The following is a 15,524-nucleotide window of genomic DNA, read 5'->3' as shown; positions in this document are numbered from 1 at the left end:
ATGCAGAAGACATTAAATAATCAGCTAAAAACTATTATTGCTTTATTTGGCGTGCTGGCTCTTGTCGTTGTAGGTATTTCTTCGGCTAATGCGGAGCCTTCATCAAATGTGGCGTGGACATCTGAGACACGTAATTTGTTGAAGAATGCTGACATTGCAAATGGAGAAAAAATTGCCAATAAATGTGGCTCGTGTCATGGCGAAGATGGAACCGATGCAACCCCGATAGAGGAAGAAGATACACCATTTCTTGCTGGTCAGATCGCACATGCAACCTACAAGCAAATTATTGATTATCAGGATAAGAAACGCGATGACAAGATGATGCTGAAGAAGGTGAAAAGCCTTTCGAAGCAAGATGTTGCCGATGTGTCAGCATTTTATGCCACTCAGGCCTTACCGATGCCAAGTGTAGATGCAGCCAAAGTGACACCCGAAGCAATCAGGCTAGTGACACGAGGTGATGGCGATCGTTTTCTACCTCCATGCGCGGGTTGTCATGGTCTGAATGGAGAAGGATCTATTGTTGATGTGCCGGCGTTGGCTGGTCAGAATACCTCTTACTTTATCACTACAATGACAGCTTATAAGGATGAAGATCGCGAAAACGATATTTATAGTCGTATGCGATTCATCGCCAGTATTTTGACTGAAAAAGAAATCGAAGAACTGGCTGATTACTATGCGTCTACAGGTACAGGGACCGAACTCCTTATGGTTGAATCAGACGAAGAAGAAGTATCGCCTGTAGAGCCAGAGGAACCAAAAGCTCCAGCAGAACCGTCTTCCTAATAACCTAATCATATTTTTTAGTAGCCCTTCTGGTCTTCCATTAGAAGGGCTTTTTTATGTTTATTCGTTTATGATTTATTAACTCTAATATAGAAGTGATAAATGCCAGATAAAAGTTGTTTCCATTGTGGTTTATCCACTAAAACGACACCCCCCCACTTTTACGAGGTTTTAGGGGAAAAGCGTGAGTTTTGTTGTCATGGCTGCTTGTCTGTTTGTCGTGTCATTGTTGAGTCGGGTAATGCTGATTACTATAAACACCGCGAAGGCAATGCGGCTTCGTTAAATAATACTGCCTTGCCGGAGCTACTGGATAAACTCAAAATTTATGACAACGAAGAAATTCAGCGCGAGTTTGTCTCTACTAATAAAACCGATAACTGGAAAGAAGCGTGGCTGATATTAGAAGAGATTCGCTGTGCAGCTTGTCTCTGGCTCAATGAAAGAACCCTGCGTGCGCTAACCGGCGTGATTGATGTACAGATGGATTATACCGGCCAGCAAGTCAGGGTCAGATGGAATCCTGAACAGGTCAAACTTAGCGATATTTTAACGGCGATTACAAACATCGGTTATCACGCTCACCCGTTTGATCCGACTCAGCGAGAAGCGCTTAACGAAGAACAAAAGCATCGCAGCTTGCAGCGTATTATTTTTGCATTGATCCTGGGTATGGGGGTTATGCAATCCGCTATTGGTGGCTATTTTTATGGCGGTCCAGATAGCGCTGGTGAATTTCCTCTATGGATAAAAATATCACGCTGGGTCAATGTTTGTAGCACCTTCTTACTGCTGGCTTATCCCGGGCAATTATTCTTTCTCAATGCCTGGCGTGATTTAAAAAACAAGACCTTGGGCATGGATGTTCCTGTTGCTCTGGGTTTATCGGTAGCGTGGTTCGGCAGTTTGTTAAGTACCATCAAACAGCAGGATGATGTGTATTTCGAATCCATCGCAATGTTTGTAATCTTTTTATTGATAGCTCGATACATCGAACTAAGAACACGAATTACAGCGACGGCATTACTCGATCGCGCTGCCAAAATCATTCCCCAAACAGCAATATTATTGGCTAGCCGAGGCGCAGCCGAGTCAATGTTGGAGCGTAGCGACGACAGCTCGAAGGGTGAGGCTTGCTTAACAAAGAATAAAAAACCTCATAAAAGTGGGGGGGTGACTAAAGGACCTTTAACAGAGGTACCTGTAGAAGAAATACCAGTCATTGAGCTTAATCCGGGTGATCTTATACAAATATCTCCCGGAGAAACCTTGCCGGTAGATGGCATTATGCAATCTTCAAGCAGTAGCTTTGATGAATCATTAATAACGGGTGAATCAAAACCCGTCATTCACCACAAAGGCGATTTGTTGATGGGTGGATCGATCAATATCGATCAGGTGATTGAGGTTGAAGTCACCTCTGGCAGATCAGAATCAACTATCAATGAAATCCATCAGTTAACCCAGAGGAGCGTCAGTCATCGTCCTTATTATGTGGATATTGCCGAGCAGGTAGCGACTAAGTTTGTAGCGGTGATTATAACCATCGCTGTCCTGACTTATATTTTCTGGGCATTTTGGGCCTCGAAAGGTTCTGGCGATGCATTGGCCAATACCATTGCGGTACTTATTGTTACCTGTCCTTGCGCTTTGGCACTTGCGGCACCGGTTTCTTTATCGCTGGGCGCTGCGGGTTTGAGTAAATTTCATTTGCTGCCGTTGCGCATGTCATCCATCGAAAAGCTGAGTCATATCGATACGCTGGTTTTTGATAAAACCGGAACGCTGACTTCTGGTATACCAACGTTGGAGGAAATTATTCCCACGGCTGATCTATCAGCGGATGAGTGTCTCGGTATCGCAGCAGCCATGGAGCACGGTTCTCATCATCCTTTTGGAAAGGCGATTATTCATGCGGTCAGTGAAAAGTCTTCTTTCAGTCATTCATATATCGCTGGCAATATTGAGCACGTTTCAGGCTCGGGTGTTAAAGCTGAATTCAATCAATTGGAGACAGATAAACATGGTCCGTCAGGAAATTGGTTTTTAGGGAATATGTCTTTCACCAAGGTTGAGGAAGCATCGCTGGATAAAGCGCTAAAACATAATATTGAGCAATGGAGAAACCAGGGCAATTCAGTGCTGTATTTGAGCAATGAACAAGGCTTGCAAGCGGTGTTTAGAATTGTTGATCCATTGAGAGAAGGAATTGCTGAATTTCTTCAATCAGCTATCAAGTTAGGGATTAAAAAAACAGCGATTATCAGCGGTGATCATCAACAAAGTGTTAAGGCGATTGCCGAGCAACTGGGTATTACAGAAGCATACGGAAACCTAAGCCCTGAATATAAGTTGGAATGGCTGCAACAGCAGCGCCAGCTTTTTCCTGATTGCCAAATTATGATGTTTGGTGATGGTATCAATGATGCGCCTACTTTGGCTGCCACAGACGTTTCTATGACGTTTTCAAATGCGACCGATCTGGCAAAGAATCACAGTGATTTTATATTGCTGTCGAAAGGGTTTAAGCAACTTGCACCCGCTTTCAAGCTAATGAGAAAGACACGTAAAATCATATTACAAAATTTAGGCTGGGCGATTGCTTATAATATTATTGCCGTTCCGGCAGCTGTGATGGGATTCGTTACGCCATGGATGGCAGCAATTGGTATGTCTTTAAGTTCGTTATTGGTAGTGTTAAATTCATTAAGACTGAAATAGTTTTAAAAAAAGCATTAGCTCTGCATAAATTCCTATGATCACTTTAAACAACAACATGAGTCGAGATTTATCGTGACAAAAGCATTGCTGTTTAATGCTTACCCGTAGGGAAGGCGCAGCCGCATAAAAGTCACTTAAAGTAGGGGGGTGACCTTAGATTTGGTTTTTTATTTAGTGCTTTTATCCAATATCAATGAGTTCTTGGGAATGTCACTAAAACTGCCGCTTTCAATAGAATCAGGGTACTTGAATTGCAGTACTTTGAGTGACAAGAAAAGTAAAATAGAAAGAATCAGTCCCCAGCGAAAAACCGAATACGAATAACGCAACATGGCGTATTTAGTATTGGCCTCAAGGCCTAAACGATATAATTGATCGCTCATCTTTCTATAGATTTCATCCGGGTCTTTTAATAAATCAGACATGTGCTTGAGATACGTTTCTCTGGGTAAAGTGGCAAAGTCTTCGAAGATCAAAATATTAGATGACTGATTGTTAAAACGCGCTTCCGGTAACTTTACGTAGTTTCTTAAATCTCTAATTTTGGCTTTTCCTTTAATAACATCACGAAAGCAACAAAGTACGCGGGTATGTGCTGGCGCAGGTGCTGGAGATGCGGCAGATAAAGCAAAGTAAATTGAGATTGCCGAAGTGATAAGAAAGACGATCGCAGGCAGTAAGAAAATGGGTGTGCTCGCGTAAATGAATCCACCCGTAACCATCAGAATAGATACAATCACACCATTCAATGAAATCATAATATTAGCTTTGGTAGCGGCCAAAGAAAGCATATCAAGCTGTGCCCGATAGGCATTCCGGAACATGGTTTCTATACCCTTGGCAGAACCCGATGTTTTTTTGTTTTTGGATTTCTTTTTAAGCTTAGGTTTAGCTTCACTCGTAGTATCTGTTGCTACTACTTTGTCTGTTGTAACTGTCTTATCAACCATGCTCGTCTTATCTGATTCAGTCATGATTATTCATTTTTTTTCTTATCATCTGACTTGCTGGATGAATAAGGTAAATTTACATGACCGTAGCGAACGACATACACGGCAATTGTGAGTATTAATATAGTCAGGCCTATTTCTAATAAGTGCCACATTTCAAACGATTTAGAATCGAGAATTATGAATCGGGCTAGGGCGACTATGGCGATATAAATAGGATAACGAATGGGTAAGCGGTGTTCTTCATAATAAATTTGAACCATCGCTATAATTTCAAGATAGATAAATAATAACAACAGATCCTTGAGTTCAACTTTCATCTTGTCGATCATCACCATAACTTCCTGACCCACTGCAATTATGGTTGCAATGAGTATGATGAATAAGCCGACTTGCTCAACAAAATGTAAGAAAGAATGTACTTGTTTATTCGTATCCATGGCTGTTTTCCTTTACTTGCCGGATTGATAACAACGCGTATTGAATTTTACAAAAGCTAATAATACAGGATATATAATGATAAAAAATACCCTTAAACCAAGGAGTTAAATCATGGCTTAAGGGTATTAAGGAGGATAGAATAAAGACCTACCTTCTTTATCCTGTCTCGCATGATAGATTGAAGAGGTCGTGGGTGACTTAACGTATGTTAGTTTTTGCCCGAGCTATTTGCACATTAGTCTTTCAAGTTCAGGCAAGCTGACTTTCGCAACTACGGCTAGTTTCGCCTTATCAGGTACCCACAGGCATTTACTTTTACATTCAATCAGGCCTTGTTTGCGCAAGCTTTGAAATACACGGTTTACGTGAATTGAGGTTAGGCCGAGGGCATCCCCAATATCTTCCTGAGTGATAGGAAATTGCACGCATTTTTCTTCAGTTTTATTAAGAACGCGCTCTCTTAAATACAAGCTCAACAATAAATAAGCCACTTTGGCTTCGGCGGTGTGGCTGGCGATTGAGGTTAAAACAGTATGGCAACGCTCTGTAACCAGCTCAGTCATCGCGCTGATGGCAAAAGCTAATTCGGGTAATTCAGAAATGACCGTATGAAAACGATCAATGGGGAAAGCACAAAGCGTGACCTCTGATAAGGCAATAGCACTGTGGTCCAGTGTTTTATTTTTGCCCATTTTGTAACAGAGAAAATCACCGGGTAAGGCGAAACGTAGAATCTGGCGATTACCGTCTTCAAGATTTTTGAACAGACTTACCCAGCCGGAATAAATGGTAAATGCTTTATCTGATTCATCACCTTCGTGATAGAGATGCTCGCCTGCGGGGATTACAATTTGGTGGGATCTCAATTCACGAGCTTTGTTTAAATGATCGGTTTCCAGTTCACCAAATAATGCAGACTTACGTACCGCGCAATCCTGGCATTTAGGTAAATTCTGGGTTATCGATTTCATTTTTATTTAGGCGCTCGCAACGCAAAAATTAATCTATGTTTATAACTTATTATAGTAATGAGTATAGTTAAACAAATGAAATTTGCGCAATACCACTATAGATGTATGTCTTATTACTTAATTTTTATGGTCTGTTTGCGTGTTTTACAAAAAACGCTTAGTTCGAGGTTATCGGTTCAAGGGTCACCATTTTTTCCATTTGTGGCGCTAATTCTGAAGTAATGCCACTAATTTTTTCACCAAATAAAGTCCCCAGCATCGTCATATTCATAATCGAAATATATGTTTTTCCATCACTTTTTTCATAAAAGGCAATGCTACATGGCATCATCACTGAGAGTTGCTTAAGCTCATCATGAACCAGAATTTTAGCGGCGGCATCAGGGTCACACATGCCTATAACCTGATTAGGTCCAACATCAACTTTAACGACTTTAAGTAGGTTTTTTTGGAAGTTAATCTTCCAGGTCTTGGGGACTTTCCATCCCATGGACTTTGCGTTTTCTATGACTTTTTCAATACTTGCTTCAAAACCCAGAGGACTTTGGACTTCCTTAATCATGAATCCGGGCAACATTTTAGCGCCGATGAATGCTGCAAGTGCAGCTCCAACAATCATAGAGATTAGGATGGTTAAGAGTTTTGACATAAGATTAATCAATGGTTGCTATATAAAGTGATCGATCCTAACAGCTCTAAAATGGCAGTTCTTAATCTAGGTTAGTTTTTCTATCAATCCTTTTATGGGATAGATTTATCTTACTTTGTCGTTTGTTAGGGTGATTCTGATTTATTTAGTCTTAGCGGGCGCAAAATTGAAATACATTTTCTGGGGTACAAGATCGTAAGACCAGGGCAGTCCACTGACTTTCCAGCCACTGACGGTGCGTGTTCCTTTATCTTTTCCATCTTTAGCTCTTATACCTTCAAAGCCTTCAACCTGAGAATAGACTTCTTTGAAGCCAGCTTCATGCAATGCTTTCACTGCAAATGGGGCACGATTACCCGAAGCACACATAATAATCACGGGATGATCGGTGCTCATGTTTTTTGCCTTTAATACATTTTTAATGGCGGCAACAAAGTGTTTATTTTTAGGCATTTTAAAGGTGCCAAATTTACCTTTTTTCTTCATCTTCCATTGATTGGAATCGAAGCGGTAGGGAATGTTGGCATCAACGGTATCGGGGATTCCGGTGTAGTGTATTTCTGCTTCATTCCTGACATCCAGCAACAATACCGCTTCAGGATTACTGGTTTTCATCTCATAAGCTTCTTTCGCACTGAGATATAAATCATAAGGTGTGTGTTGCCATTTTTTTGTGAGTTTACTTTTATCGTAAGCGGCTGAAGGCATGCTAATGGTGATCAATAATAAAATGAAAAAGTATTTGTGCATGCTATATCAACACCTTGGTTAGTTTAAAAAAACAGCCCCAGCTCTGCATAAGTTCCTTAGGTCATTTTAAACAACCAAATAAAAAAGTCACTTAAAGTAGGGGGGTGACTTTGTTATATTTTAGATGGATCAGTTATCGCTTTTTTCCTGACAATCCAGGCAAAACGCCACTTCGGGGGTAATACTTAATCGTTGCGGGGAAATCTCATCACCGCAACGATCGCAATAACCATATTCATTGGTTGCGATTTTAGCCAGAGCAATCTTAATCTGGCGGATACTTTGCTGGGCTTGTTGCAAGGTATTATCGATAATCACCGCGCGATCTCTTTCTTCGGCAATTTCGCCGGCATCTCTACAATGTGGACGACGTATAAAATCCGCATCCGCTTGTGCAGTTTGTAGAATGGCTTGTTGCTCTAGCAGTTTTTTCTCAAGCGCTATTTTTGTATCCGAGGTTCGTGTCGCTTTATCGATTGCCATATAAGTTAGTCATATTTTTAGTCAAAATAATAATACTTACACATTTAATTCAGCGGCAAGCGTCGCGAATAAGCCTTTAATCTTTATCAGAACCGGATGATCTTTGACTTGATAATTCGGCGTATAATCATCCAGAGTTTGATGAATGAGTTGTGTTTCACCCTCGTTCTCGACGATCGCCAGCCGTAAAGGCAAATCCAGACTCATCATAATATCCGTCTGCATCAGCTTTGTACCAGACAGTGGGTTGCCGAAAATAATTGCTCGTGATGCAGGCATTTCAAGATCAACAGATTTAGCATTCGCTTGATGGTCGATATCGGCAAAAATGGTAAAACCTTTTTCTTTTAAGGAGTTTACTACGAGATCTGCAGCTTCTGCTACGCTGTGTTTAATGGTTGTTTTTTTCATCGTTATATATCCAGAATGAGTTAAATATCTTATTACAGTGAAGTGTCTTATTTCAGCTAAATGAGACTAGTGTAAATGTTTTTAACGTTTTATAGAGGTGTTTTATATTAGCACTATTGTTTATCAAATTTATTTCATCTTTTTGTAATCTAGCTGCGTATCAACTGTATTACGCGTTGATTATTAATTTGGATATGATGTGCTTGTAATTATCAATAGCCCCCAGCGTCATTGATATAGAAAAAATAGCCTATAAGTAGGGGGGTGACTTAACCATATTATTATTTCTTAGAAACATTTCTTGGAAATAGAGACTAGGAATAACAGACTAGAATAACAGGAGTGAACCATGAGTACAGAATTAGCAATACTAGCAGGTGGGTGTTTTTGGGGAATGCAGGATCTTATCCGTAAACGTCCAGGTGTTATCGCTACACGCGTTGGTTATACCGGCGGTGATGTAGAGAACGCGACTTACCGCAATCATGGAACACATGCAGAAGGTATTGAAATTGAATTTGATCCCGAAGTGATTAGTTATCGCACTCTATTGGAATTCTTCTTTCAGATTCACGATCCATCGACCTTAAATCAACAAGGTAATGATCGTGGCACATCCTATCGTTCGGGCATTTACTACACCAGCGATGAACAAAAAGCGGTGGCAGAACAGACTATTGCAGATGTGAATAACTCAGGAATATGGCCAGGTACGGTTGTTACAGAACTTAAGCCAGCGGGAGATTTCTGGGAGGCAGAAGCAGATCATCAGGATTATCTAGAGCGTTACCCGACTGGCTACACTTGCCATGCGATCAGACCAGATTGGAAATTACCAAGCTAGTCCTCTAATCGCTAGATGCTCTTTTTTCGCAGCGTAATTTAGACAAGTAGTTAGCCTCTTGGGTAACCTCGGCTAGCTACTTGTCTAACTAGGAAACTTACCTTTAATAGGGTAAGTCTAGTCTTTTAATACAGCGCTTAAATCAAGTTTTCCATCAGTCACTGGTGGACACCAAAAATAACTTCCAGTGACGGGTCTGGTGAAACTAAATAATCCATCAATAATGCCGTCGTCATTGCCAATCATACGGTGCATCAACGCTTCATAAGCATCGAAGGATTTTCCGAAAGCGACGAATACTAAGCCTTCTTCCGTTTCATTAGCCCACGGCATTGAACGTCTAATGACAAATGCTTCTGGCTCGAAATCTTCCTGTGCCGTGCGTTTTACATGTGCTGATTCTGGCGCGTCATCAAGCTCTTCATTGCTGACCTGATCTCTACCGAAGGTATGGTCTTGCTGCAGACGAGACATCCCCTGAAATGTATCCAGATCGTGTGTCCATTGTTGAACCGCAACAAAGCTCGACCCGTTTAAATTGGCTTGGTCTGATTCTAAGATTGCTGCTGCCAGTGCATCATCGCCTTGTGGGTTTTCAGTGCCATCTTCATAGCCTGATAAATCACGGAATTTATCGTATCTAAAGGCATCGGTTACTTTATCGAGTACAAAAGCTGGTGCCAGCGTGTTTCTTATCAAGCGGGCTTTGTGTAATAGATCACCACGATCTTCTCCACGAATCCAGCACCATAAAGCGTGAGGTGTGGTTGGGATTTCAATGCCCTTGCCGCTAAATTCAGGCATTTTTCTCATATTAGGAATTTCAGCATCGATGGCTAAAATTAATGACTGGCCTAAACCAACGACAATATTCTTTTCGACCGCAATATCGGCAAGCTCTTGTAAAACCTCTTTGGCGTTTGCGCCTGGTTTCAAACGATAGTATTGATAACGGGCAAGTAGAGGGATTTCATCGATAATACCAGTTTGATAAGTCATTCATTGCTCCATAATGCGTAAAACTAGATCATATCAAAAGCTAAAAATTAAAGCAGTGCTGATCGACTGTTTATAAGAGATAGATAATAAGAGAAGTGTAATGACAGAGAACTTTATAAAAAATTTACTTTCGGTTACTGTGATTAAAAAAAGTGACTGAGCTCTGCATAAGTTCCTTAGCTCATTTTAAACAACAAAATGAAAAGTCACTTAAAGTAGGGGGGTGTATAATAAATAAGCAGAGTTATCAAAATGCCCTACAGAATAATCTTTGCATGCAATTAATAGCCCGCTCATGACTATGATCAGATTGCTCTGAGCATTTATCTTGAATCGGTTGACTCTTGCTATTTAACTGTATAATTTTGACTGAAACACTACTAATAAAAGAGAAAATAGATGTTACTTCCAACTAACGATCTTGAAAAAGCATTACATAAAGCAGCTGCAGATCATAATGAAGCTCCTGCTTTTTACGAAGCACTTATGGAATCTAAAATATTCGTTTTGGGTAAACCAGAAGAGGAAGACACGGGTAACTTCACTTTAGAAGAAGAACAAGCCGTCATCATCCAGCATTGGGAGCGTGAAACGGACCAAAGCCCCGTTGTACCCTTCTTTACATCGTTACAGATGTTGCAACAGGCAATCGACACCGATGAGCCATATCTTGAATTAACAACGGTTGATTTGTTTCAGTTAACTATGGGTGCACCCTTGGTTTTGAATCCTAATTCTGAATTTGGCATGGAGTTTGATCCTGAAGATATCGCTGTGTTGCTGGATACCGATCTAATGCAGAATAATGAATTGACGCTGGATGAGCATACAGAAGTGCTACTGGGAGTGCCTGAGAATGTCTCTGATAGCTTTACAGGTGTTTTGACAGAATACTTCTCGCGTCAAAAAGAAGTGGAAGCTGCTTACCTGGGAACCATTCAAATTCCAGATGACGATGACAAAGAGCATTTAATGGTGGGTATTCAAGGTAAAGGTAAGTTCGATAAAATCATCGATACCGCTATCCAGAAAATATCATTACTTGAAGATGACATGATGTACGAGACTGTCGACTTCTATGTGGTAGATCAGGATGACCCAGATATCAGTCAGTTTATGGTTGAGAACATCGTGCCTTTCTATACGGCTGAAGCGAGAGTTATGCACTAATTTTTGATTCGATAAATAATCTAAGACCAGTTTAAACGCATAAAAAAAGCCCTTTATAAAAGGGCTTTTTTTATGCGTGAAATAAATGCTAAATCGTTATTCTTTGTCTTTCTTTTTGGCTTTCTCAGCTTTATCTGTAATCGCTCCGCCTACATCCTGAATATCTTTGCCAGCCCCGGCTATGGTGCTACAGGCATTTAACGTTAATAAACTAAATGCTGTGATAAGCGTCACTACTAATAATTTCTTCATATTTTTGGCCCTCTGTTTATCGTTTAGACAACTGCGTTTTAAATGAGTTTGGTATGAATTGCAAATCGTTATTTTTTAATTGTTTTCCTACGATGCTGATACTTGATTCAAGTGACACGTTTAAACATGACATTAGTGACATTTATGCCGTTAAATTGTCAGCATGTGACAGTGCTTTGGCATCTAAAATATAATATTGCGCGCAAATTATAATTAATTGTTTGTAATTAAAACAGTTACTTAGGTGTTTTTTTGAAAAGTTGGCATTGTGTTTGCATTATATTAGGCATAACAAAATGGATTAATAATAATTCAAACAGAAAACAAAGAAGCTTAATAAAGCTCGAATGGAATTTTTTAGCAAGCCCCTGAGGCGAAGAGTAGTTTAGTTAATAAATAAAAATAAAATAACTACCAGTCTCTACCCCGTACCTCTCTGCTTTCCCCGGCAGAGGGGTACAACTTTATTTGGCCTATGCGTTTTTCTGCATAAGCGTTCATCCAGTCAAAATACATTTCCCCAAACGTACAAAACCTGACAAACATTTCAGTAAGATATTTAAAAAAACTTAATTAATTTATAAGACGCTAGTTCAGTTAACTTAGCAAGGTAATCCTGAGGTGTAGAGTATCTGTCTTAATTTTAATTATTATCTTAACTTGGAAGAATCATAGCAACTCAATCAGAAATTTGCCAACACCAAAAAGATAGTGCGTGCGATCTAGGCTATAAAGTGTCGATTTGAAATGAACGGTCAAAAATCATCGACCGAATAAATCAGAATCTACATAAGTAATGATTATGACTTATGTAGATTCTTCAAAACAGCGTTAGAAATTTCTTCTCTAATTAAAGTCTAGACAGATCGGCAACGTCTAAAAACAAATTACGTAACTGCGATAACAACGCTAATCGGTTTTTCTTTAGCGCTTCGTTATCATCCATAACCATAATGTTGTCGAAGAAGTTATCGACGTCTTCGCGCAATACCGCAAGCGATGACAGTGCTTCTGAGTAATCACCATTGGCAAATAATGGCTGTACGATCATTTGCTGTGCGCTGATAGCATCAAACAATGCCTTTTCCTGCGGTTCGTTGAGTAATGACTGATCGACTTCAGCAGGTATCTCTGTTTCAACTTTCTTCAAGATGTTACTGATACGTTTGTTTGCCGCAGCCAACGATTCTGATTCTGGCATTTTCGCAAATTCAGCAACTGCTTTAACGCGCTGATCAAAATCTAATGGATGACTTGGGCTCAAGCTGGCAACCGCGTTTACTGTATCGGCGCTAATCCCCTGATCCTGATAATACGCTTTCAAACGCTCCATGATGAAGGCAAAGGTATCGTCAATTGCTAGTGTTGCATCGACTTTATCCGACAGGCCTTTAGCCGCTTCAGTCAGCATCGATTTCAGGTCTAGATTTAGATCACCTTCGATAATGATTCTAAGCAAACCCAACGCCGCACGACGTAAAGAGAACGGATCTTTACTGCCCGTTGGCTTCATGTCGATAGCGAATATACCCATCAATGTATCTGTTCTATCGGCCAGTGACAGCACTTTGCCGACTTCGCCTGCTGGAATCACATCTCCCGCGAAACCGGGCTGGTATTGCTCCTGCATTGCCGCAGCCACGCCAGCATCTTCACCATCGTGTTTTGCATAGTAGCTGCCCATAATGCCTTGAAGTTCAGCGAATTCCTGAACCATATTGCTGAGTAGATCACATTTAGATAATTCAGCAGCGCGCATTGCTAGTTGCTGATCAGTACCGATTTCTCCAGCGATATAGCCCGCAAGTTTAGAGACACGATCGGTTTTTTCATAAAGCGTTCCCAATTTTTGCTGGAACACGATTTTCTTGGTCGCATCTCTGCGTGATTCAAGTTTTACTTTTAAGTCCTGATCCCAGAAGAATTTAGCATCTGCAAAACGGGGACGTATGACACGCTCATTACCCTGACTAACCGCAGCTGGATTCGAGCTTTTGATATTACTGGTTGTTATAAAGTAAGGCATCAATGTGCCGTTACTATCAACCACAGGGAAGTATTTCTGATGATCTTGCATGCTGGTGATCAAACATTCCTGAGGCACTTCCAAGAACTCTTCGCCAAAGCTGCCGCTGACTGCAATAGGTAATTCGATCAAAGCCGTGACTTCGTCGAGTAATCCATCTTCAATATGCGCGACACCCCCCAACTTTTGAGCACTTTCTTCGGCTTGTTTACGCACTTCAGCGCGACGATCTTCGAACGACGCAATCACATAACCTTCATCGTGTAACTGTTGCGCGTAGCTTTCGGCAGAATTAATCGTAATAGCTTCAGGGTGATGGAAACGATGGCCGAAGGTTTGCTTGCCTGATTGAATGCCAAGCACTTCACCGTTGATAACATCGCTACCGAGCATCATCACAATCCAGTGTACCGGACGAACGAATTCGATATCACTACTACCCCAACGCATACGCTTTGGAATAGGCAGTTTAGCCAGTGATTTACTGACGATTTCTGGTACTAATTCGCTGGTTGTTTTGCCCGCAACATCTTGGCGGAATACTAGCCAGATGCCTTTAGGTGTTTCAATCTCTTCTAGGTCATGTGGGCTGATGCCACAAGATCGTGCGAAACCTTCAACGGCTTTAGTCGGGTTGCCATCGGCATCGAATGCGGCTTTTTTCGCAGGGCCTTTGCGTTCAACCGATTGATCTTCCTGTTTAACCGGAATATTTTTTAGTAATACCGCTAGACGTCTAGGCGCAGCATAGGAAATTACTTCGCTAGCTTCTAAAGAGGCTTCTTTTAGACCAGCAACTACGCCAGAAGTGAATGCTTCTGATAATTTTTTCAGTGCTTTTGGAGGAAGTTCTTCAGTACCGATTTCAATCAGTAGATTTGCTGTATCTGACATTACGCGCCCTCCTTTTGTTCGACATCGTTTGCAGCATCTGAATCAGGTTTGTCTTTCACCAGAGGGAAACCTAATGCCTCACGAGACGCATAATAAGCTTCTGCAATAGCACGTGATAATGATCTAACGCGCAGCATATAACGCTGACGCTCTGTTACCGAAATCGCATTACGAGAATCCAGTAGATTAAACGCGTGCGAAGCCGTTAGCATTTGTTCGTATGCCGGTAATGGCAATCCTTTTTCGATAAGTACCTGACTTTCTTTTTCTGCCGCGTCAAAGTGATGGAATAACTCTTCAACATTTGCCACTTCAAAGTTGTAGGTTGATTGCTCAACTTCATTACGATGATAAACATCACCATAAGTGACTTTGTTACCAGCAGGATCGATCGTCCAAACCAAATCGTAAACCACTTCAACATCCTGCAAATACATCGCAAGGCGTTCTAAACCGTAAGCAATCTCGCCCGTAACTGGCTTACAATCCAAACCACCGAGCTGTTGGAAGTAGGTGAACTGAGTCACCTCCATACCATTTAGCCAAACTTCCCAGCCTAAACCCCAAGCGCCAAGTGTGGGTGATTCCCAGTTGTCTTCAACGAAACGAATATCGTGCTCTAGCGGATCGAAGCCTAATGCTTTTAAAGAACCCAGATATAAATCCTGAATCTCTAGTGGAGATGGCTTCATCAATACCTGAAATTGGTAATAGCGTTGCAGGCGGTTTGGGTTTTCACCATAGCGACCATCAGTAGGGCGTCGCGAAGGTTGAACGAACGCTGCATTCCATGGCTCAGGGCCAATCGCACGTAAAAACGTATTTGGGTTATCAGTGCCCGCACCCATCGGCATATCGTAAGGCTGTAAAATCGCACAGCCTTGCTTTGCCCAGTAATCCTGTAGGGCAAAAATTAAACCTTGGAATGTTGATGTGTCGTACTGTTGTATATTTTGCTGCGACATGTTCTACGAACGCCTATAAGTAGTGATTATTTAAAGGCGGAAAGTATACTGTAATAGCGCGATGACTTGCACTACCAAATCATAGTGTAATTTGATTGGTTCATAGATTAAACGCAGCCCTTCACCCTTAACACCTCATTCTGTTTTTGCTCAATTAAGTAATAGTCTCTCTATAGCAGGAACTGGGTTGCCTTTACCAAGACTAT

Annotated in this window: 15 protein-coding genes; 4 read left to right on the top strand and 11 right to left on the bottom strand. The window is 41.1% G+C overall.

Translation table 11 applies throughout. The annotated features are described in order from the left end of the window. Together Q1A31_RS14850 and Q1A31_RS14845 are read left to right on the top strand one after the other, a co-directional pair. Window positions 1–792 (top strand): c-type cytochrome, encoded by a 792-nt coding sequence (locus tag Q1A31_RS14850; RefSeq protein ID WP_299878333.1) that lies wholly within the window; start codon window positions 1–3, stop codon window positions 790–792. Between the two features lie 102 nt (window positions 793–894). After that, window positions 895–3,513, top strand: a complete 2,619-nt coding sequence (locus Q1A31_RS14845; protein ID WP_299878330.1) for a heavy metal translocating P-type ATPase — start codon at window positions 895–897, stop codon at window positions 3,511–3,513. 167 nt (window positions 3,514–3,680) lie between these two features. On the opposite strand, the gene Q1A31_RS14840 is transcribed toward Q1A31_RS14845, so the two are convergent. The 7 genes from Q1A31_RS14840 to Q1A31_RS14810 form a co-directional block, all read right to left on the bottom strand. Further along, window positions 3,681–4,487, bottom strand: coding sequence for a Pycsar system effector family protein (locus Q1A31_RS14840; RefSeq protein WP_299878327.1), 807 nt, complete (start codon window positions 4,485–4,487; stop codon window positions 3,681–3,683). Between the two features lie 2 nt (window positions 4,488–4,489). Beyond that, window positions 4,490–4,903, bottom strand: coding sequence for a phosphate-starvation-inducible protein PsiE (locus Q1A31_RS14835; protein ID WP_299878324.1), 414 nt, complete (start codon window positions 4,901–4,903; stop codon window positions 4,490–4,492). A 225-nt stretch (window positions 4,904–5,128) separates the two neighbouring features. Beyond that, on the bottom strand, window positions 5,129–5,875 hold the full coding sequence (locus tag Q1A31_RS14830; protein WP_299878321.1) for a Crp/Fnr family transcriptional regulator: 747 nt from the start codon (window positions 5,873–5,875) through the stop codon (window positions 5,129–5,131). Window positions 5,876–6,032: 157 nt separating this feature from the next. Beyond that, window positions 6,033–6,524, bottom strand: coding sequence for a DUF302 domain-containing protein (locus Q1A31_RS14825; protein ID WP_299878318.1), 492 nt, complete (start codon window positions 6,522–6,524; stop codon window positions 6,033–6,035). A gap of 141 nt (window positions 6,525–6,665) precedes the next feature. Further along, entirely contained in the window at window positions 6,666–7,274 is a 609-nt protein-coding gene (locus Q1A31_RS14820) for a rhodanese-like domain-containing protein (protein ID WP_299878315.1), read from the bottom strand. Between the two features lie 129 nt (window positions 7,275–7,403). After that, a complete protein-coding gene (locus tag Q1A31_RS14815) occupies window positions 7,404–7,757 on the bottom strand; it encodes a TraR/DksA C4-type zinc finger protein (RefSeq protein ID WP_299878312.1) in 354 nt (117 codons plus the stop codon). 36 nt (window positions 7,758–7,793) lie between these two features. Next, window positions 7,794–8,168, bottom strand: coding sequence for a DUF302 domain-containing protein (locus Q1A31_RS14810; RefSeq protein ID WP_299878309.1), 375 nt, complete (start codon window positions 8,166–8,168; stop codon window positions 7,794–7,796). A gap of 349 nt (window positions 8,169–8,517) precedes the next feature. On the opposite strand from Q1A31_RS14810, the gene msrA reads away from it, so the two are divergent. Continuing rightward, window positions 8,518–9,012 (top strand): peptide-methionine (S)-S-oxide reductase MsrA, encoded by a 495-nt coding sequence (gene msrA, locus Q1A31_RS14805; RefSeq protein ID WP_299878306.1) that lies wholly within the window; start codon window positions 8,518–8,520, stop codon window positions 9,010–9,012. A gap of 117 nt (window positions 9,013–9,129) precedes the next feature. Here msrA and Q1A31_RS14800 read toward each other — a convergent pair whose 3' ends face one another. Continuing rightward, a complete protein-coding gene (locus Q1A31_RS14800) occupies window positions 9,130–10,011 on the bottom strand; it encodes a Dyp-type peroxidase (protein ID WP_299878303.1) in 882 nt (293 codons plus the stop codon). A 399-nt stretch (window positions 10,012–10,410) separates the two neighbouring features. Between Q1A31_RS14800 and Q1A31_RS14795 the strand changes: the two genes are divergently transcribed. Next, window positions 10,411–11,181 carry an enhanced serine sensitivity protein SseB C-terminal domain-containing protein gene (locus Q1A31_RS14795; protein ID WP_299878300.1) on the top strand — a complete coding sequence of 257 codons (771 nt, stop codon included), beginning with the start codon at window positions 10,411–10,413 and terminating at the stop codon, window positions 11,179–11,181. Between the two features lie 96 nt (window positions 11,182–11,277). On the opposite strand, the gene Q1A31_RS14790 is transcribed toward Q1A31_RS14795, so the two are convergent. The 3 genes from Q1A31_RS14790 to glyQ form a co-directional block, all read right to left on the bottom strand. Further along, entirely contained in the window at window positions 11,278–11,433 is a 156-nt protein-coding gene (locus tag Q1A31_RS14790; protein WP_299878297.1) for an entericidin A/B family lipoprotein, read from the bottom strand. Window positions 11,434–12,283: 850 nt separating this feature from the next. Next, window positions 12,284–14,353: a glycine--tRNA ligase subunit beta gene (gene glyS, locus Q1A31_RS14785; RefSeq protein ID WP_299878294.1), complete on the bottom strand. Its 2,070-nt coding sequence runs from the start codon at window positions 14,351–14,353 to the stop codon at window positions 12,284–12,286. Continuing rightward, window positions 14,353–15,318, bottom strand: a complete 966-nt coding sequence (gene glyQ / locus Q1A31_RS14780) for a glycine--tRNA ligase subunit alpha (protein WP_299878291.1) — start codon at window positions 15,316–15,318, stop codon at window positions 14,353–14,355. Before glyQ ends, glyS begins: the two co-directional genes overlap by 1 nt. Window positions 15,319–15,524: the final 206 nt, after the last annotated feature.

Source organism: uncultured Cocleimonas sp. (assembly GCF_947495625.1).
GTDB lineage: Bacteria > Pseudomonadota > Gammaproteobacteria > Thiotrichales > Thiotrichaceae > Cocleimonas.
This window is presented reverse-complemented; position numbering and strand designations above follow the sequence as displayed.

What these genes read in the sequence shown, in the direction of transcription:
- Q1A31_RS14850 (WP_299878333.1), top strand. Translation starts at nt 1, where the DNA reads ATGCAGAAGACATTAAATAATCAGCTAAAAACTATTATTGCTTTATTT.
- Q1A31_RS14845 (WP_299878330.1), top strand. Translation starts at nt 895, where the DNA reads ATGCCAGATAAAAGTTGTTTCCATTGTGGTTTATCCACTAAAACGACA.
- Q1A31_RS14840 (WP_299878327.1), bottom strand. Translation starts at nt 4,487, where the DNA reads ATGACTGAATCAGATAAGACGAGCATGGTTGATAAGACAGTTACAACA.
- Q1A31_RS14835 (WP_299878324.1), bottom strand. Translation starts at nt 4,903, where the DNA reads ATGGATACGAATAAACAAGTACATTCTTTCTTACATTTTGTTGAGCAA.
- Q1A31_RS14830 (WP_299878321.1), bottom strand. Translation starts at nt 5,875, where the DNA reads ATGAAATCGATAACCCAGAATTTACCTAAATGCCAGGATTGCGCGGTA.
- Q1A31_RS14825 (WP_299878318.1), bottom strand. Translation starts at nt 6,524, where the DNA reads ATGTCAAAACTCTTAACCATCCTAATCTCTATGATTGTTGGAGCTGCA.
- Q1A31_RS14820 (WP_299878315.1), bottom strand. Translation starts at nt 7,274, where the DNA reads ATGCACAAATACTTTTTCATTTTATTATTGATCACCATTAGCATGCCT.
- Q1A31_RS14815 (WP_299878312.1), bottom strand. Translation starts at nt 7,757, where the DNA reads ATGGCAATCGATAAAGCGACACGAACCTCGGATACAAAAATAGCGCTT.
- Q1A31_RS14810 (WP_299878309.1), bottom strand. Translation starts at nt 8,168, where the DNA reads ATGAAAAAAACAACCATTAAACACAGCGTAGCAGAAGCTGCAGATCTC.
- msrA (WP_299878306.1), top strand. Translation starts at nt 8,518, where the DNA reads ATGAGTACAGAATTAGCAATACTAGCAGGTGGGTGTTTTTGGGGAATG.
- Q1A31_RS14800 (WP_299878303.1), bottom strand. Translation starts at nt 10,011, where the DNA reads ATGACTTATCAAACTGGTATTATCGATGAAATCCCTCTACTTGCCCGT.
- Q1A31_RS14795 (WP_299878300.1), top strand. Translation starts at nt 10,411, where the DNA reads ATGTTACTTCCAACTAACGATCTTGAAAAAGCATTACATAAAGCAGCT.
- Q1A31_RS14790 (WP_299878297.1), bottom strand. Translation starts at nt 11,433, where the DNA reads ATGAAGAAATTATTAGTAGTGACGCTTATCACAGCATTTAGTTTATTA.
- glyS (WP_299878294.1), bottom strand. Translation starts at nt 14,353, where the DNA reads ATGTCAGATACAGCAAATCTACTGATTGAAATCGGTACTGAAGAACTT.
- glyQ (WP_299878291.1), bottom strand. Translation starts at nt 15,318, where the DNA reads ATGTCGCAGCAAAATATACAACAGTACGACACATCAACATTCCAAGGT.